The 18306-nt window shown below is 41.7% G+C and carries 16 protein-coding genes, 1 riboswitch and 1 other annotated feature; of the genes, 6 read left to right on the forward strand and 10 right to left on the reverse strand.

Annotated elements, in window-relative coordinates:
* Window positions 1–18 precede the first annotated feature (18 nt).
* The 3 genes from L4D74_RS08860 to L4D74_RS08870 are packed head-to-tail and all read left to right on the forward strand — an operon-like array spanning window position 19 to window position 1599.
* Complete coding sequence (locus L4D74_RS08860; protein ID WP_428751763.1) at window positions 19–534, forward strand: DUF2878 domain-containing protein; 516 nt, start codon at window positions 19–21, stop codon at window positions 532–534.
* Window positions 524–1078, forward strand: coding sequence for a chalcone isomerase family protein (locus L4D74_RS08865; protein WP_428751765.1), 555 nt, complete (start codon window positions 524–526; stop codon window positions 1076–1078). Before L4D74_RS08860 ends, L4D74_RS08865 begins: the two co-directional genes overlap by 11 nt.
* Window positions 1075–1599 (forward strand): DUF3833 domain-containing protein, encoded by a 525-nt coding sequence (locus L4D74_RS08870; RefSeq protein WP_428751766.1) that lies wholly within the window; start codon window positions 1075–1077, stop codon window positions 1597–1599. Before L4D74_RS08865 ends, L4D74_RS08870 begins: the two co-directional genes overlap by 4 nt.
* Window positions 1600–1902: 303 nt before the next feature.
* Here L4D74_RS08870 and purB read toward each other — a convergent pair whose 3' ends face one another.
* The 3 genes from purB to mnmA form a co-directional block, all read right to left on the reverse strand.
* Window positions 1903–3273: an adenylosuccinate lyase gene (gene purB, locus L4D74_RS08875; protein WP_428751767.1), complete on the reverse strand. Its 1371-nt coding sequence runs from the start codon at window positions 3271–3273 to the stop codon at window positions 1903–1905.
* A 279-nt stretch (window positions 3274–3552) separates the two neighbouring features.
* The gene (gene hflD / locus L4D74_RS08880) at window positions 3553–4170 is read right to left on the reverse strand and encodes a high frequency lysogenization protein HflD (protein WP_428751768.1); all 618 of its coding nucleotides are present in this window, start codon (window positions 4168–4170) and stop codon (window positions 3553–3555) included.
* A 17-nt stretch (window positions 4171–4187) separates the two neighbouring features.
* Window positions 4188–5297 carry a tRNA 2-thiouridine(34) synthase MnmA gene (gene mnmA / locus L4D74_RS08885; RefSeq protein WP_428751769.1) on the reverse strand — a complete coding sequence of 370 codons (1110 nt, stop codon included), beginning with the start codon at window positions 5295–5297 and terminating at the stop codon, window positions 4188–4190.
* A gap of 238 nt (window positions 5298–5535) precedes the next feature.
* On the opposite strand from mnmA, the gene L4D74_RS08890 reads away from it, so the two are divergent.
* Window positions 5536–6840 (forward strand): inosine/guanosine kinase, encoded by a 1305-nt coding sequence (locus L4D74_RS08890; protein WP_428751770.1) that lies wholly within the window; start codon window positions 5536–5538, stop codon window positions 6838–6840.
* 59 nt (window positions 6841–6899) lie between these two features.
* On the opposite strand, the gene L4D74_RS08895 is transcribed toward L4D74_RS08890, so the two are convergent.
* The gene (locus L4D74_RS08895; protein WP_428751771.1) at window positions 6900–7307 is read right to left on the reverse strand and encodes an H-NS family histone-like protein; all 408 of its coding nucleotides are present in this window, start codon (window positions 7305–7307) and stop codon (window positions 6900–6902) included.
* Between the two features lie 671 nt (window positions 7308–7978).
* Window positions 7979–8161, forward strand: a riboswitch (Lysine riboswitch).
* Window positions 8162–8292: 131 nt separating this feature from the next.
* On the opposite strand from L4D74_RS08895, the gene L4D74_RS08900 reads away from it, so the two are divergent.
* The gene (locus L4D74_RS08900) at window positions 8293–9894 is read left to right on the forward strand and encodes a Na+/H+ antiporter NhaC family protein (protein WP_428751772.1); all 1602 of its coding nucleotides are present in this window, start codon (window positions 8293–8295) and stop codon (window positions 9892–9894) included.
* A gap of 92 nt (window positions 9895–9986) precedes the next feature.
* Here L4D74_RS08900 and L4D74_RS08905 read toward each other — a convergent pair whose 3' ends face one another.
* The 6 genes from L4D74_RS08905 to L4D74_RS08930 all read right to left on the reverse strand — a co-directional run bounded on the left by L4D74_RS08905 (window position 9987) and on the right by L4D74_RS08930 (window position 16782).
* The gene (locus L4D74_RS08905; RefSeq protein WP_428751773.1) at window positions 9987–12077 is read right to left on the reverse strand and encodes a peptidase domain-containing ABC transporter; all 2091 of its coding nucleotides are present in this window, start codon (window positions 12075–12077) and stop codon (window positions 9987–9989) included.
* Window positions 12074–13336: an HlyD family secretion protein gene (locus L4D74_RS08910; RefSeq protein WP_428751774.1), complete on the reverse strand. Its 1263-nt coding sequence runs from the start codon at window positions 13334–13336 to the stop codon at window positions 12074–12076. The genes L4D74_RS08905 and L4D74_RS08910 overlap by 4 nt, the downstream gene beginning before the upstream one ends.
* 92 nt (window positions 13337–13428) lie before the next feature.
* Window positions 13429–13602 carry a hypothetical protein gene (locus tag L4D74_RS08915; protein WP_428751775.1) on the reverse strand — a complete coding sequence of 58 codons (174 nt, stop codon included), beginning with the start codon at window positions 13600–13602 and terminating at the stop codon, window positions 13429–13431.
* 90 nt (window positions 13603–13692) lie between these two features.
* Window positions 13693–14865 carry a glycosyltransferase family 2 protein gene (locus L4D74_RS08920; RefSeq protein WP_428751776.1) on the reverse strand — a complete coding sequence of 391 codons (1173 nt, stop codon included), beginning with the start codon at window positions 14863–14865 and terminating at the stop codon, window positions 13693–13695.
* Between the two features lie 6 nt (window positions 14866–14871).
* Window positions 14872–16254, reverse strand: a complete 1383-nt coding sequence (locus L4D74_RS08925) for a protein adenylyltransferase SelO family protein (protein WP_428751777.1) — start codon at window positions 16252–16254, stop codon at window positions 14872–14874.
* Window positions 16255–16293: 39 nt separating this feature from the next.
* On the reverse strand, window positions 16294–16782 hold the full coding sequence (locus tag L4D74_RS08930; RefSeq protein ID WP_428751778.1) for a toxin-activating lysine-acyltransferase: 489 nt from the start codon (window positions 16780–16782) through the stop codon (window positions 16294–16296).
* Between the two features lie 447 nt (window positions 16783–17229).
* Window positions 17230–17364 (forward strand) — a sequence feature (His leader region).
* A 44-nt stretch (window positions 17365–17408) separates the two neighbouring features.
* Between L4D74_RS08930 and hisG the strand changes: the two genes are divergently transcribed.
* Window positions 17409–18305 carry an ATP phosphoribosyltransferase gene (hisG, locus tag L4D74_RS08935; protein WP_428751780.1) on the forward strand — a complete coding sequence of 299 codons (897 nt, stop codon included), beginning with the start codon at window positions 17409–17411 and terminating at the stop codon, window positions 18303–18305.
* Window position 18306 lies beyond the last annotated feature (1 nt).

The following is an 18306-nucleotide window of genomic DNA, read 5'->3' on the forward strand; positions in this document are numbered from 1 at the left end:
ATTGAAGAGGGAAAAACAATGTCACACGTTGCTAAGCTTATTTGTGTCAGTACTTGGTTTCAATGTTTATGGTTTCTCTCTGTCGTTGGGCAGTCGCGCTTTCAATGGCTCGGTCTTGCGCTTGCGCTCTTGACAATCATCACCACTTATCGAGTGTTATCAATCAGTCTAAGAGATGTGGTGCTGATCGCTTTGTTAGGTCTTATCCTAGATAGCCTCAATGTGATGAGCAATGTCCTCATCTTTTCAGTCCCTGCGTTGCCTGTTTGGTTAGTGACACTATGGCTGGCGTTTTCTTGGTACGCCAATTTTTTACGCAGTACTTTGATGCAATACCCAATCCTATACGTATCACTAATAGGAGGCGCGGGTGGCGCGCTGAGTTATTTAGCTGGTAACAAACTGGGTGCCGTCGTCATAGGGTATTCACTACCACTAACCATGATGATTCTGTTTATGGAGTGGTTAGCGATTATTTGGTTTGTTGTCAGTTATCAGCGTTTGACGGAAGGAGTACTGAAGCATGATTCGTAAATTAGCAACGTTCGCACTACTGCTTACGGCAATATCAACCCCAGTAAAGGCTGGACCTGATAATGCAGTCAGCTATGAAGCTTGGCGTCATTGGAAAGTCGTCGGTGAAGCTCAACTCAGTTGGCTATTTTTTGATGTCTATCGCTCGCAACTTCTTACACCGCAAGGCACATATACTCTATCGTCTGATGTGTCACCGCACCCAATCGCGCTCAGGATACAGTATCAAAGGGACATTAGTCGCACGCAACTCTTGGATGCGACATTAGACCAATGGGAAAAAATGGGCGTTGATAAGGAAATTAGAAACCAATGGATAGCAAGGCTTTATGATGTGTTTCCTGACATTGAAGAAGGACAGCAATTGATTTACGTGTCAGACGGGGCGTCTGGGTCTTTTTATTATTTAACCGATGAAAAGCCCTTGCAAGCGGTAGGAAGAATTGACGATGAAGCGTTAAACGACGGGTTTCTTGGCATTTGGTTAGCACCGAATAGCCAGTATCCTAAATTGAGAGCGCAACTTATAGGGATGAACAGATGAAAAAGCTCGCTTTAACACTTTGGTTAATGATGGTTGTATTGCTGACATCCTGCAGTGCCAATCTGGATGAGTATGATGAAAGTACACCGAGTTTTGACTTATTCGGTTATTTTAACGGTCAATCTCGGGCTTGGGGAATGGTTCAAGATTACACTGAAAAACAAACACGACGTTTTGTTGTCGACATTGTAGGGGAGGTGGAAGGTGACACCCTAACGTTGACCGAAGACTTTGTCTTTCATGATGGAGAAACCGATCAAAGAATTTGGACGATCAAGCGTTTAGAGGATGGCTCATACGAAGGAACGGCAGATGACATTATTGGTGTCGCAACCGGGGAAACGGTGGGGAATGCGCTACGATGGCAGTACGATTTTGAATTAGAGGTAGATGGCTCAACCTTTACGGTAGCTTTTGATGATTGGCTCTACAGGCAAGATGAAGACCATATCTTCAATCTAACGAGTATCAGAAAACTCGGAAAGGAAGTAGGCACGATTACTTTGTTTTTTCAAAAATAAATACCTACTAAAGCCACAAGTTACTCGCGGTACAAGCTATTCAAGGTATAAGTGACTAAAGCAATAAGCCTCAAAAGTACTGGGTAACAAAAGTACTGGGTAACAATATTACTTTTTGGCAAAAGCAATATTGCCAAGTAAATAGACGTGAGTTCTCATTTACCGTCTGCTATTTAGAAATGTAAAATCGAGAGCAAAACAAAAGGGCTGCAGTGATGCAGCCCTTCTACGTATATCAAACCTTTTTCACCATAGTACGATAACACAGCCTATAAGAAGACAGGCTGGTTCCAACACTAGATATTAAAGCTTGTCAGTAAGTTCAATCGCTTGACCAATGTAGTTAGCTGGCGTCATTAATTTAAGACGTGCTTTTTCATCTTCTGGTAGCTCTAGGCCATCGATGAAGTTACGCATCGCTTCGCCATCTACGCGCTTACCGCGTGTCAGCTCTTTAAGCTTCTCGTAAGGCTTTTCGATGCCGTAACGACGCATCACGGTTTGTACAGGTTCAGCAAGGACTTCCCAGTTCTTATCAAGCTCTGCAAGCAATGCTTCACGGTTAACTTCAAGTTTGCTAATACCTTTCAGAGTCGAAGTATAAGCAATGATTGCGTAACCCACACCAACACCAAGGTTACGAAGAACCGTTGAGTCAGTCAGGTCACGTTGCCAACGTGAAACTGGAAGTTTTTGTGCTAGGTGAGCAAATACCGCGTTAGCAAGCCCTAAGTTGCCTTCAGAGTTTTCGAAGTCAATCGGGTTTACTTTATGTGGCATAGTTGATGAGCCGATTTCGCCAGCAATGGTCTTTTGCTTGAAGTGACCTAGCGCGATGTAACCCCATACGTCACGATCGAAATCGATTAGGATAGTGTTGAAACGAGCGATGGCGTCAAAAAGCTCAGCAATATAATCGTGAGGTTCAATTTGCGTTGTGTACGGGTTCCACGTAACGCCAAGAGATTCAGTGATGAATTCTTCACTAAATTTGTGCCAATCTAGCTCAGGATAAGCGGATAGGTGAGCGTTGTAGTTACCAACGGCACCGTTCACTTTACCTAGGATCTCAACGGCTTCGATTTGCTTATATTGACGTTCCATACGGTACGCCACGTTTGCCATTTCTTTACCCATTGTTGATGGAGAAGCTGGCTGACCGTGTGTGCGAGACAGTAATGGAATATCACGATATTCAACAGCAAGCTTGCCGATTGCATCAATGATGTTACGAAGTTCAGGAAGAATAACGGTCTCGCGAGCTTCTTTAAGCATCAGAGCATGAGACGTGTTGTTAATATCTTCAGAAGTACACGCAAAATGGATGAACTCATTAACCGCGTGAAGCTCAGGAACACCGGCTACTTTTTCTTTTAGGAAATACTCAACCGCTTTTACATCGTGGTTAGTTGTGCGCTCAATTTCTTTGATACGAGCGGCATCGTCTTCGCTAAAGTTAGCTGCTAATTCATTTAGAAACTGATTTGCTTCTGCACTGAATGCCGGAACTTCTTTGATTGCATCTGTAGCGGCAAGCTTTTGTAGCCAACGAATTTCAACGATAGAGCGGTACTTTAGTAGGCCAAACTCACTAAAGATGCTGCGTAGTGCAGTTGTTTTGCTTCCGTAACGGCCGTCTACTGGTGAAACAGCAGTCAATGCTGACAGTTCCATGGTGTTCTCCTGAATTGGGTTTCTAAATTTCGTGAGCTTTATACCAATAACCGTCGCAATTGTCACGCACATTAGGCAAACGTTTGCGCGAGGGTTGTGTTGGTCCAAAGGTAGTATTCGTCTAAAACCTTTTCTAATAAGCTATGTTGCCTTAGTTAAACGATATAGCGCGAATAAAACACTATTGTTTTAACAAAGCGAAGCGCCTTAAGGTGAATAGGCTTTAAACAAATAGCTCGCAACAAAGTGCGAGCTGAATTTTGTATTCGAGCTAGCCTATCAGAGCCTAGCTAAAAGAATTTTGGCTTGTTCGATCATCTTCTTACGTCCAAATACTAAGTGACGACGCTTGCCACCGACCTGGCGCCACAAAACAGCGCTACGGATGCCAGATAACAGCAAGGCGCGCACTTTTTGTTGAGTGCCAGTTTGTTGTAAGACAGAAGGCGTACCTGTGACTTGAATTCTTGGGCCAATAGGGCTGACGACATCAAGATAAACGCTGGCAAGGTTGCTGATCATTTGTTCGTCTAACAGATCGTAGTGTTCGAGCTGTCGTTCAACCATTTGAATACGATCCCCTAACTGAGACATGGCATCGTTACGGCTACTTAGCTTACGCTCGAGCGCCATTAAACTAATGATATAACGTGTGATTTCACTTCCGGTCGGTGTGCTGTCAATACCGTTAACCAAGCATTCGAGTCCAACTTTTAAATCCGACTCGCTGCCAAATACACTAAGGGTATTTGATGGGCTTATGTTGGTGATTGCTTTTAGTGAAGTTTCAAACGCGTCTGAATCACAGTGACCGTCTTTTGCCATGTTTTGCACGAGCGCAACGGCTTGACAAATGCCAGCGAATGCAATGGTACGGTCGTAAAGTGTATTAGCCACGTAGTTCTCCTAATAAATTAAATGCGCTCTTCAATGATACCGCCACCTAGACATACGTTGTCTTTATAGAAGACGGCAGATTGCCCAGGTGTAACGGCGACCTGAGGTTCATCAAAGATGACTTTGATGTTGTTATCATCCATTGGAATGATAGTACAAGGGATATCTTGTTGACGATAACGTGTTTTCACTGTGCATGTCATTGGTTCAGTAATGATTTCACGATCAACCCAGTGTAATTGAGATGCACGTAAGCCATTTGACTTTAATAACGGGTGATCGGCCCCTTGCACTGCAATTAAGACATTACGTTTAAGATCTTTTTCGGCTACATACCACGGTTCTTCATTACCACCGCCGCCTTTTTGGCCACCAATATGTAGCCCCTTACGCTGTCCTAACGTGTGGTACATCAAACCTTGATGCTCGCCAATGACAGTGCCTTCAGGTGTCTCGATTTTACCCGGTTGCGCAGGTAAATAGCGAGACAAGAAGTCGGTAAATTTGCGCTCACCAATAAAACAGATACCGGTCGAGTCTTTTTTCTTCGCAGTAATCAGGTCTTGCTCTTCCGCGATACGACGTACTTCAGGTTTTTCTAGCTCACCCACTGGAAATAGACTGCGTGCTACTTGCTCATGGCTTAATGTATATAGGAAATAGCTTTGGTCTTTGTTGCTATCTAAGCCACGCAGCATTTTTGGCTTTTCACCGTTTTCTGGGAATGTACGACTGACATAATGACCCATAGCTATATAGTCGGCGTCAAGTACTTCATCGGCAAACTCCAAAAAGGCTTTGAACTTAATTTCTTTGTTACAAAGGATGTCAGGGTTTGGCGTGCGCCCTGCTTTATACTCTGCCAAGAAATACTCAAAGACATTATCCCAGTATTCTGCAGCAAAGTTGATAGTATGAAGGTGGATACCTAGCTTGTCGCAAACAGCTTGTGCGTCTGCAAGATCTTCTGCAGCCGTGCAGTACTCTTCGTTATCGTCTTCTTCCCAGTTCTTCATAAACAGGCCTTCTACTTGATAGCCCTGCTGTTTTAGAAGATAGGCAGAAACGGATGAGTCCACACCGCCGGACATACCGACGATCACTTTCTTTTGGCTGTTATCAGACATGTTTAAATACCACCTATAGTAATTGGACGCAGATTTTAGCAGAAACAAAACGTGCAATACAGTTCCGCGAACTAAATCACACTTTCTTAAGCACGTTATGTGTGTCTTCAACAAGAGAAATACAAGCCTTTTGACAAAAAAATGAATAGGTAATCGTTTGCCTTTATTGCCTATGTTGCTCTGATGATCTATACAGAGTTAGAATTGCCGCCTTCTTTTTCCCTAAGCAGATTACGTTATGAAATTCCCTGGCCAAAGAAAATCCAAGCACTACTTTCCCGTTCATGCTCGCGACCCATTAGTGAGCCAAGCGCAAAGCAGTAAAAAAATGTCTAAAACGCATATTGTCGGTATTGACCAAACCTTGGTTGATATTGAAGCGAAAGTAGACAGTAGCTTGATCGAAAAATATCGTTTGAGTAAAGGACATTCATTGGTTATTGATGATAAAGCCGCAGAAGCTTTATACACAGAGTTAAAGGAAAAAGAACTCATCACCAATGAATTTGCTGGTGGAACGATAGGGAATACATTGCACAACTTTTCTGTACTCGCCGATGACAAGTCTGTATTACTCGGTGTGATGAGCTCGGATATTAAGATTGGTAGTTACGGATACCGTTATCTTTGTAATACATCAAGCCGAATGGATCTTAACTATTTGCAAGGTGTTGACGGTGCGATAGGACGTTGCTTCACCCTTATTACTGAAGACGGCGAGCGTACGTTTGCAATTAGTGAAGGGAAAATGAACCAGCTTAAGCCGGAAAGTATCCCAGAAAATATCTTCAAAAAAGCGTCAGCGTTAGTATTAACCGCTTATTTAGTGCGGTGTAAACCGGGCGATCCAATGCCAGAAGCGACCATGCAGGCGATAGAGTATGCCAAAAAATATAACGTACCAGTGGTACTAACGTTAGGGACCCGTTTTGTTATTCAAGACGACCCTGAATATTGGCAGGATTTTTTAAAGCAGCATGTCACAGTTGTTGCGATGAATGAAGATGAAGCAGAAGCCCTGACAGGCGAGAGTGATCCTTTGGCAGCATCGGATAAAGCACTTGAGTGGGTAGACTTAGTATTGTGTACCGCTGGTCCAATTGGACTATTTATGGGTGGTTATACGGAAAGTGATGCCAAGCGAGAAACGTCATTGCCATTACTACCGGGTAGTATTGCGGAATTTAATCGTTACGAATTTAGTCGTCCAGCCGTAAAGGCAGAATGTAATAACCCAATTAAAGTGTACTCTCACATTGCACCGTATATGGGTGGCCCAGAGAAGATTAAAAATACCAATGGTGCGGGTGATGCAGCACTGTCGGCATTATTGCATGACATGGCAGCGAATAAACACCATAGAGAAAATGTGCCAAATTCCAGTAAACATCAATATCAGTTTTTAACTTACTCTTCTTTCTCACAAGTGTGCAAGTATTCTAATAGAGCAAGTTATGAAGTATTGGTTCAGCATTCGCCAAGGTTGTCGAGAGGCTTACCAGAAAGAGAAGATAGCTTAGAAGAAGCTTATTGGGAAAGATAATAAAAAAGCGCCGAAAGGCGCTTTTTTTATATAACTCTAATTCAATTAGATATAGAGGATTAAAGTTCAAATTCTTCTAGAGACTTACCCGCATCTAGAGCAGCTTGAATTACTGATGGAGTACGGCCTTGGCCAGTCCATGTTTTTTCTGCGCCATTGCCATCAACATATTTGTATTTTGCTGGGCGTGGTGCACGTTTGCTTTTGCTTTTTGCTTTTGATTCACCAGACAATGCTGCAATTAAATCTTCAACGTCGATGCCATCTTTAGCAATCATTTGAGCGTATTCGCTTAGCTTAGCTTCGCGAGCTTCTCTTTCTGCTCTTTCTTCTTTTTCAGACTCTTGACGCTCAGCGACAACAAGCGTTAGCTTTTCTAGTGCTTCTTCAAGTTGCTCAACCGTTAGTTCACGAGCAAATGCACGCAGGCTACGAATATTAAGCAAAGTTTTTGTTAATTCAGACATGACAATTCCCATGATTTATTTTGTTCGAGATTAATAATAAACGTCATTTTCTATATTGACAATAAAATAGCTGTAACAAAAGTGAAAATATATTAATTTTTACAGAAAATTGATAAAAGAGTGAGAAACGACCCTAAATGTAACGTGTGATTACATTAATAGTCATGGTTTGACAATGTTTTTAATGATACTGCGAGCGGTATCAATACGAGTTCACTAGATGGTAGATAGCGTGGTTGCATATTTGTCTATCATCTTTCGGGGCGTTTAAATGGCGTGAAAGTTACATTTCTAAGTGAACTAAAGTAAATAGTAAATGTCGGGATTAATTATGCTAAATGTCTATAGTTCGTGTACTTTAGGGAGTGAGCAAACATTAACGCTCTATTATTTATTTAGGATCAGCTATTAGAGTTCCGAAGAGTAGCGCGTTCAAACGTACAATGTTGTTGCAATACCGCTACGAAATATAGTGATTATTGTCGTCGTAGTCTTTTGGAGTCATACTTCATTTCTAAATAATCTCAGCCATACCTCCCTCTATCTATAACAACTTATTCACAATATTGATGTTGCAATTGACAGGTCAGTAAGTACAATGGCGCGCACCTAATGCAAAAGTAAGAATTTTCTTCTAATGCTACACTTGTAGGATTAGTGGTAAACGTTACTTTTGATGTAGAGGTGCGACTGTGAAAAGTACTTGTCGTTGGGGTGATGCCAATGAACGACAACAAAAGGCGCAGTCGCCGAAGTGGGAATAGAAGATCACGCTTTCTCGCTGGGGTTGTCTCTGAAAGGAACAACACTGCCATAGTCTATTATTTGTTAAACTATGGAGCGCTACTGTAGGGGTTGGGAAAGCCATCGCTTTTCTTTCGCTTATTCAACATTTGTTGAAATCTGTATGTGTATACCCAAAACGGGTGCTTACATATGTCTGCAGTAGATCTCTGACCATAATTAAAACTGGTTTTTGAAGATCATGAACTTAATCGATTTTGCTTCCTCACCATTGTCACTGCTACCGCCGATCGTAGCTTTGAGTTTGGCTATTATCACACGTCGCGTTTTACTCTCTTTAGGAGTAGGTATTGTTCTCGGTGCCTTCCTTCTTAATGATTACTCTGTTGCCAATGCTGCAGGTTACGTCTTTGATACTGTTTCTGGTGTCATCATTGAAGACGGTGGCTTGAATCTTTGGAATATGAGTATCGTCGGCTTCTTATTGTTGCTTGGTATGATGACGGCACTTCTCACCTTATCCGGTGGTACAAAAGCATTTGCTGAATGGGCCCAGTCTCGCGTAAAAAGCAAGCGCGGTTCCAAATTACTGGCAGCATTCCTTGGCGTTTTCATTTTTGTTGATGACTACTTTAACAGCCTTGCGGTTGGCGCCATTTCACGCCCAGTCACGGATCGCTTTTATGTGTCACGTGCTAAGCTTGCCTACATTTTGGACTCAACAGCCGCTCCAATGTGTGTCTTGATGCCAGCTTCTAGCTGGGGCGCTTATATCATGACGATTGTCAGTGGCATCTTAATTAGTCATGGTATTACTGAATATTCGGCAATTGGTGCTTATGTTCGACTCATTCCAATGAACTTTTATGCTGTCTTTGCGTTACTAATGGTGTTTGCTGTAGCTTGGTTCCAACTTGATGTTGGCCCAATGCGTAAACATGAGATGCGCGCGAAGCAAGGTATTGGTTTTGATCATGACCAAGAAAACGATGCAAAAGAAGCACACGAACTAAACGAAGAGCTTGATATTAAAGAAAGCGACTTTGGGTCAGTATCTGATCTTGTTCTTCCTATTGTCGTGCTTATCTTTGCAATGGTTGGGGCGATGCTATTTACTGGTAGCCAAGCCCTAGCTGCTGACGGCCTACCGTTTAATATGTTAGGGGCATTTGAAAATACCGATGTAGGCATGTCACTGATTTACGGTGGCAGTGCTGGCCTTGCAATGGCGATTTATACGGTAGTGAAGCAAAAGCTAGCAGCAAAAGACATCGCATTAACGATGTGGATTGGTGCTAAATCGATGTTTGGTGCAATTCTGATCTTGTTCTTTGCATGGTCAATTGGCTCTGTGATTGGCGATATGAAGACCGGTGCTTACTTGTCGTCTACCGTTCAAGGCAATATTGATGTTCATTGGTTGCCGGTGATTTTGTTCCTATTGGCTGGCTTGATGGCATTTTCAACAGGTACATCATGGGGTACGTTTGGTATTATGTTACCAATTGCGGGTGACATGGCTGGTGCGACGGATATCGCTATGATGTTACCAATGTTAGGTGCGGTACTGGCTGGTTCTGTATTTGGTGACCACTGTTCACCAATTTCAGATACTACGATTTTGTCTTCAACAGGTGCTCGTTGTAATCACATTGACCACGTATCGACTCAGTTGCCATATGCATTGTCAGTCGCTGTTGTGTCTTGCGTCGGCTTCATCGCGCTAGGTATGACAAACTCTGTCTGGATTTCATTTGCCGCAGCCAGTGTGACATTTGCCGCGGTCTGCTTCGTTCTATCTGTACTTTCACGTGCAAGAATGACAAAAGAAACCGCTGCCTGAACACAAAAATAAATGCCTTAAAGGAGTCGATATCGGCTCCTTTTTATTAGGCTCTGAGCTTGAGTAGTCTGCTACTTGCACTGGTATTCTTACTATGATAACTCAATGCATCTATCTGCGCTGGCGATCGTTTGAGGTCTGTGGGCAATTTGAATGACGGGTAGATTTAAGTGCCTTATCGATTGAATAATATGTTTTTCACTTTGAATATCTAAGTGGCTGGTGGCTTCATCGAGTATGAGTAGTTTGGGTTTTTTATAAAGGGCTCGGGCGAAAATGATCCGTTGTTTTTGTCCCCCTGATACGGTGTTGCCCATTTCACCAACCAGTGTTTGGTATCCCATCGGCATCAGTTCAATTTCTTCATGAATATTCGCCAATTTTGCGCACTTGATTGCAAAATCAATGTCGATGTCAGGTGAAAAAAAACAGATATTAGACAAAATAGAACCATTGAAGAGTTCATCATTTTGTAGTACTGAGCCTATATTTGATCTTATGTCTGTCAGACTAGAGTTAGTCGCTGGTTGCCCTAATATCTGAATGCTGCCACTTGATGGTTTATACAGTCCTAATAGTATTTTAGCGAGTGTTGTCTTACCACATCCTGAGCGACCAGTAATGGCAACAATTTCCCCTTTTTTGACGCAGAAACTAATATCTTTTAATAGCATAGGCGCGTTTTTTGAATAGGAAAAACTGACGTTATCTACGACAACGGAATCAGCATTTTTTTCGGACTTACTTGAGATAACAGGCAATGAATGTGAGCCAATTTCTTTTTCCGTGAGAACGATATCAGCAAGTCTTTCGGTGTACACCGAAAGCATTTTTAGCTCAAAGAAGCAGTTTATCAGCGCGGTAATACTTCCGGAAAAACGAGCTTGGAATGATAAAAACGCAATGAGCATTCCTGCCGTAAATTGACCGTCCAATACTAATTTTGCACCCAACCACAGAACAGCGGCTAGCGATAAAGCCATTAGACCATCCATGACAACGTTATATAACATCATCAGTCTAGATTCGTTGAGTTGGGCATTTCGTCTTGCGACATTTAGGTTTTTCCAAGCGCCTTCACGCCAACTCATACCACCATTGATACGAACGCTTAGAATACCATGCAGAGTTTCTAGAAAGTGGCTTTGTTCTTTGGCATTTGTCGCCCAGATATCTTCTTCTGCCCGTTTAAAACTGTCAAACCAAGCAAAGCGTAGAAGTGCGTAAATTGAGGCGCTCACTAAGCCAATCATTGCGAGCTTTGGACTGTAGATGAGCATGATTATTAGAGTGCCGGCAACTAAGATAGCGTCTAAAAGCGCTTGAACAATACTGTTGGTAATCGCATTTTGAATCGTGTCTAATGACGAAAATTTCGCTGAGATGTCGCCCATTTCTCTTTTTTCAAACCAGTCAATAGGTAGGGCAATTAGGTGGTGAAAAACATTGGCCGCCCACTGCATGTTGAAATTTACCGAAAGGTAGATAGTAAACCATTGACGAGCCATACTAATTAACCCTTGAGTTAAGGACAGTAGTAGTAGGGCTATGATAACGAGATCTAATAAGTTTTCATCGTAGCTAACGAGCACTTCATCAATAATAATTTGATTAACCAAAGGTGTCATCAAAGCGAGTATTTCTAAAGCGGTGGCGAATACAAAAATTCGAATTAGCGCTCGTTTTATACCAAGAGTTTGACCAACTAGTTCCGTAATCCGAATTTTTCGCCGTAAGTCTGCTTTTTGAAATTCATGAGTGGGTGTTAGCTCTAGTGCAACTCCCGTGTAGTGCTTACTTACCGTATCAAACGATAGCTTTCGCACACCAAAGGCGGGATCGTAAATCTCACAGTGCTTAGTTGTCACCTTATTAAGAACAACAAAATGGTTCATATTCCAGTGCAAGATGCACGGTGTTGCGAGTTGTTTTAGATCATCCAACCCGGCATGAAGAGCCCTAGAGGACAGTTTTAGCGTGCCTGCACTCTCAACGATGTCGGCCAATGTTAGTCCTTGTTGAGAAAAGTTGAACTGAGATCTTAACGATGATAAGTCCACTTTAAATCCAAACCAGTCAGACACCATAGCAAGGCATGCTAAACCGCATTCGGCAGATTCAGTCTGCCGAATAAGACGAAGTTTTTTCCTCCAGCTCCATTCAAGATTATTGACTTCTATCATTGGCTTATTCCTTGAATGCGAGTTATGGGTCCAAGTAGCCATTCATAAAGATGCCTGGTTTCTACTCGTATATCTGCGATAACACTCATACCGACTTTAAACGGCTTCTCTTCTCCGTAAACGCTAATATTATATTGTTGGAGTTCTACAACTATTCGATACAGCGTCTCTTGATCTGAGCGTATGGTTTGATCTGTAGATCTGAGTTCTTGTGGAGATAGTGTTGATTTAGAGATCGATTTTATCTTGCCTTTTTGGATACCAAATTTTTCATAGGGAAATGCATCAAAGCGCAAACCTACTTCTTGCCCTTCTTTGACAAACCCGATGGCCCTATTGGGTGCGTAGAGTTCCACTTGCATTAGAGCGTGAGATGGAATGATGTCCATAACAAGTTCTTGCTGTCTTACTGTTTGCCCTTTCTCGACTCTTACGGTTGCAACTTCCCCTTCTACCGGAGATAACACAGTGGTCTCAACTCCGGAATCTAATTCGATTTTCTGTTGTTGAATAATGTCCAGTTGTCTGGAAAGTTCTAGTGAGCGCATATTGCCTTGTAACGAAATGTAGTCTAGTTGATGTTGTGTACTAATAATTTCACGTTCTAATTGTCTAATTAGCATCCGTTGAGTTTCTTCTTCTGCTTGAAGGCGAACCAAGCTGGATTGATAGTCCTTGAAAGCGAGTTCGGAAATATAGTTTTTCTCTCTTAATTTTTTGTAACTGAGGTTTGCTTGTTGCTTAATGGTTGTTAGTTCTTTGGCTAAAAGGAGAGATTGTTTGGCGCCATCCGCTTCAATCTGTAGTCTGTTGATTTTACTATTTAATTCATTTGTTCTAGAGGTAGACATAAGAGCTTCATAGTCTCTCTGACTGGACAAGCTATGGTATTGTTGAGTCAAACTATTATTAAGGCTGTGGTAGACACTTACCCCGTCTCTATCAAATAACTCATTGGTGATTGTAAATAAATCATCCGAACGTTCGACGAATATACCATCATCAACTTGTATTTCTTTGATCACGCCAGATTGGGATGAACGTACGGATATTAGTCCTGTCGAAGGAATGACGACACCTTTTAAGTGCACTTTTTTGGTGTATTCACCTAATGTTAAAAATGCCAACAGAACACTTATGATTATGATGCAGCATAGGGTGACTAGTGTTTGGTTGATGCCTGATAAAAGAAGAATTTGCCCAGCCTCGGCTTGTTTTTGTTTTTTAAGGTATTCTTCTCTAAATATATTCTGAGACATTATTCTAAAATTATGTTGATGAAGAAGGGGCAGAGCCCCTTCATTACACTTCGATCATGAGCCTTGGCTATTAGTGATCGAAACGGGTCTACTTAGTTATATCCATTGGCTGAGTTACTTGAGCGCCAGCGATCTTCTTCAGAACCACCGCCACCACCGATTGGACGACCTTCTTCGTTAACGCCACCGCCACCGCCACCGCCACTACTTCCACCTTCTTCAGCTCCTGAAACTAACAGAATTTGACTGTCATCTAGTTCAAACATAGTATTTCCTTTTTTCTATTTGCAGCGAAAGTGCGCTGCTCACTTTTTAGACCATGATTAGTCCAATTAACAATCCACTAAAATCGATGCCTAGCGTGTAAGCCATTTTTTATCTCGTCGCGCGATTTCATCAAAGTAGCCCAGTATGTTTGGGACCCAAGTAATGAGTTTTAAAAGGTGCGTGAACATTGGTAGGAGCACCATCTCAATAGTTGTGAGTTGATGGGTGTTTCCTGTCTTTCGAATAAATGCCGTGATGAATATCGCTTCAATGAAAATGGTTATGATGGTTAAAATTAGAGGCGCCCAAAGATCAAACCAGATAAAAATAGGAATAGCTAAGAGCATGGGAGGAAACAGAAACTCTATTGCCGATATTACAAACCAAGGTAGTGAAATCACTCCCATGGTTGGTGACACTTTCCATGCTTCTGACAATGCTTCTACTCTGCCTCTAGACCAACGTCTTCTTTGCCTAAATAATGCATCCTTGCTTTCGGGACATTGTGTTGTTGCTTTGGCTTCAGAGGTGTAGCCCGTCTTATAACGATTGGCCAATGCTTTCCAGCACCAAGATATATCCTCAACAAGCCATTCACTCCATCCTCCAATTTCCTTAACAACACTAGCCCTGTGAGCGACAAACGCACCGGCGAGAACAGGAACAACACCGAGTTGATCTTGAGAGGTGCGTAGAGCTCCGTGAACACCAAGGTGTTCATAGAATTGTGATTTACAAAGCAGGTTATCAGCATGGTTTTTAGGTACAATATAACCACAAACAGCAGCGTATTTTGGATTGCTCCAAATTTTGTTGGCTAAATTTTTTATTCCATCTTTTTCGATAAAAGTGTCGCTATCTACGACAATATAGATTTCTCCTTTCGCTTCACCATTTTCTAATGCAAAATCTAGTGCGGCGCCTTTTCGCCCTGAGTTCTTCGGCTTTTTAATAATTTTAAAGTTATGGCTCCTACTTTGTGATAACCAAGTGTCAACATATATAGGAGTATGGTTTGTCGAACCATCATCTATTATTATTACTTGAATTTCATGTGGGTAATCTTGGCTGTCTATTTTGTTTAGGGCCTCTATTATAAGATTTCTGTCTTCATTATAAAAAGGCATAAATATAGTAACCAGTGGGAGGTTTTTTAACTGCTCGCTTGGTTCCCATTTAGTGATGAAAATTACCATTAAAGAAATCATGCATATGAGCTCAAGTAACAAAGGAATAGCAATGATCAACGATAAATTATCCATAGTAGTCTACTCATTATGGTGGATATATTCATTAATTAAGGTCTGGATATCACCTTTCGAACCGCATAGACCCTGTAGTCGTTTGTCAGAAAATATAGTGAATCTTGAGAATTTTTGCTTCCTGTATTTAAAGTCAGGAGTCGAGTCTTGGTACCCTATGGCATCTAGAGCTTTTTCTACTTCAGCATTGAATTTATCTTCTTCAAAATCGACGAGTCTAGATACTTTTTCTTTGTCTTTTCTAAGGTCATATTTTAGTTTCTGGCCAATGTTGGAAAGTTGAGGGTTGCTTGGATCTATTCCACATTGTTGTGCTGTGTATATATTTTCACTATTTTCAAGAGTAGTAAGAAATATCTGAATTAATGATGAACGCTCAGACTTTGTAAGACCATAGTCACTATTTTTATTAAGATAATAAAAATAGTTGTTCAACCAAATGACGATGCTTTCATGGTCATCCCAAGTAGCTCCTAAGCCGGCTGTTAATATCACATTGGAGAAATCACCAACTGCGGAGATTGTGCCAAGATCTAGAAATCGCCCATCTAATGCGATATTTGAGCTCGTTAACGAGCCGTGGGGCATTCCTTTTACTCGACTTGCGGCAACTTGTTTTGCGAATCGAGTGACAAACTGCTTAGTACTTTCATACAAAGGTAATTCGGTACCAAATTGTATGCTCGACTGTTGCTCGAGTTTACTTACCGCTTGGCTACTTATCATATGGTTGGCGTTTCTAAGATAGGCGAACTCCTGGCGGGGCCAAAAATTTAGCGCAGGCTCATAGTGAGCTGGCCGAGATGCGACTTCTCTTACCATTAATGCGCACGGTTGCTCTACGGTTTCACCAAATGTATTTGCGATTGTAATTGTCTGTGGTGTCTTAATAATTGCGATGATGCGTAGAGCACCATAAGGAAGCTCTCTATGGCATATTTCGCTCCAAATAGCTTCACTTACGGCCTCTGCCAGAGGAAGTTTTCCGGTGGAGTGTCCTTCATCGACATTGATAGCGACTAAGGGGTTTGTGCCATTCCCTTTAACTTGAAAATTGCCATTTATGCCGCAGCGAGCGCTACCGCCATTGCATACTTCTCCGGGACTACCATAACGGTCAGCCAGGAACACTTTACTATCATTGATGTCTATTTCACTGCTTAACGTAAAGTTATCTGAGACATATGCAAAGTTGTCTAATATCTCTTGTTGAGCGGTTGTAATGTTGATTTTATTCTCATTGCAATAATCTTCATTCAGCCAGTATACTTCTGCGCCCTTTATTTTGTAGGTTCTATATTCGACAAAACTAAGACTAGGAAGAATTGACCCAAATAGCAGGGTGTTTTCTTTTGTTGGCTTTTTAAATGTCTCAAATATGCTTGACATAATCGTTAGGACCAATTGTTGTAGTTAATTTGGTATGCACTACCAAATGTATTGTTTTGTTCTATTTTCAGAACTACGATAGTAGATGTTTTTCACGCCGGATTTTTTTAGCTGACGCCTTATATGTTGTAACTCTTTTATAAGATCTAGCTGTGGAGAGGGAAGAAAGATATCTAAGATTATAAGGTTGCGACCTTCACTCCATTGAGATGGGTGAGGAACAAACTTGCTGTCGGACAAGTACTCCTGGACAGTTTTATCATTGGCCCATGCCCAAATTAAATATCCAGTCGGCTCAATATCTAATTCACCTTGCAATAATTTTATTTGTTCGTTGTTTATTCCGTTGGCAACCCAGTGATAAAAAGAACTGATTGACAGTGATCTTCGAGATGGTATTTTTGCAACAATAGAAGTCAGAGTACCTAAGGTGGCCATTCGAGGTTCCATAAATATACTTCTGGACGTGGTGCCAAGAATATAGCTATTCCAATCATGGATGCTGGGTATTTCTTTGTTATCATACATAGTTTGATTCTTTCGCAGCCTTCTATTTATGGGCTTTATGTTTGTTTATATTTACTACTATTAAAATGAGAGTGAATGTTATATACGACGCAAATCAAACAAAATTGCCTTTCTGTCTAACAAAATGTAACTGACAAAAATAAAATCATGAAGTGAATCGAATAGGCTTGGGGTTGAGGCATCAGCGCGCGTTGGAGTGAAAGTCGTCAAAATCGGATAGAGTAAGAACTTAAATCGACAATATGAGTCGCGCATATGAAAGATTGTGTTGTTGTAGCCTCAGAGTGTCAGTCTGTCGGGGCGAGGTGTAGCCACGAGAGTTTGCTTGAAAAAAATCAAAATTTCTTTGAATTAATTGTTGAAAATTTAGCTGAGCTTAGTTAGTGTGAAGTCACAGCTTAAAAGGAATCGCCAAATAACTATGCGTAATAACGATATGAACATTCATCATCACCATCATCACCCAATCTAGTCTTTCGGGAGATGCACGCATACCTGAGAGCTAAAAAAACTCTCGGTGGTTCGAAGCAAGATTTAAGAATTTAACCCTCGGGAGACTAAAGCTCCCGAGGGTTTTTTCGTTTTATAATTTAAAAAAAATCAATAATTTGCACAGGGATACAGCAATGCAATCACAACGCCTAAGAATCGCAATTCAAAAGAAAGGTCGTCTTAGTAGAGACAGCCAAGATCTACTAAAAAAATGTGGAGTGAAGTTCAACGTTATGGGTGAGCGCCTTGTGGTTCATTCACTAAATATGCCAATTGATTTGTTGTTGGTTCGCGATGATGACATTCCTGGACTTATTATGGATGGTGTCGTTGATCTGGGCTTCATTGGTGAAAATGAACTAGAAGAAGTGCGTTTAGACCGTATTGCACTGGGTGAACCCAACGAATTTCTTACATTGCGCCGCTTAGATTTTGGTGGGTGTCGCTTATCCATTGCGATAGATAAAGACGAAACGTATAACGGACCGCAAGATTTGGCAGGTAAGCGCATTGCTACCACGTATCCTCAGCTTTTGAAATCCTACATGGATAAGCAAGGCGTGAACTTCAGCGCTTGTATGCTAACGGGTTCGGTAGAAGTTGCTCCACGAGCAGGGCTTGCTGATGCGATTGCTGATTTGGTTTCAACTGGCGCAACGCTTGAGGCTAACGGCTTGAAAGAAGCGGAAGTGATCTTCCGTTCTAAAGCGACGCTGATTCAGCGTAAAGGTGAGTTTGATGCTGATAAGTTAGCGCTGATTGAAAAGCTTCTGACGCGTATGCAAGGTGTGCAGCAAGCGAAAGAGTCTAAGTACATTATGCTACATGCTCCAGTTGAAAAATTGGAACAGATTAAAGCGCTACTACCGGGAGCTGAAGACCCGACGGTATTGCCGCTATCTACTGATAAAGAGCGCGTTGCCGTTCACCTAGTGAGTACTGAAAATCTCTTTTGGGAAACAATGGAAGGCTTAAAAGAGCTAGGTGCTAGCTCAATACTTGTATTGCCAATTGAAAAAATGATGGGGTAAT

Source organism: Vibrio cionasavignyae, from assembly GCF_050337155.1.
In the GTDB taxonomy this organism is placed as follows: Bacteria; Pseudomonadota; Gammaproteobacteria; order Enterobacterales; family Vibrionaceae; genus Vibrio; species Vibrio nomapromontoriensis.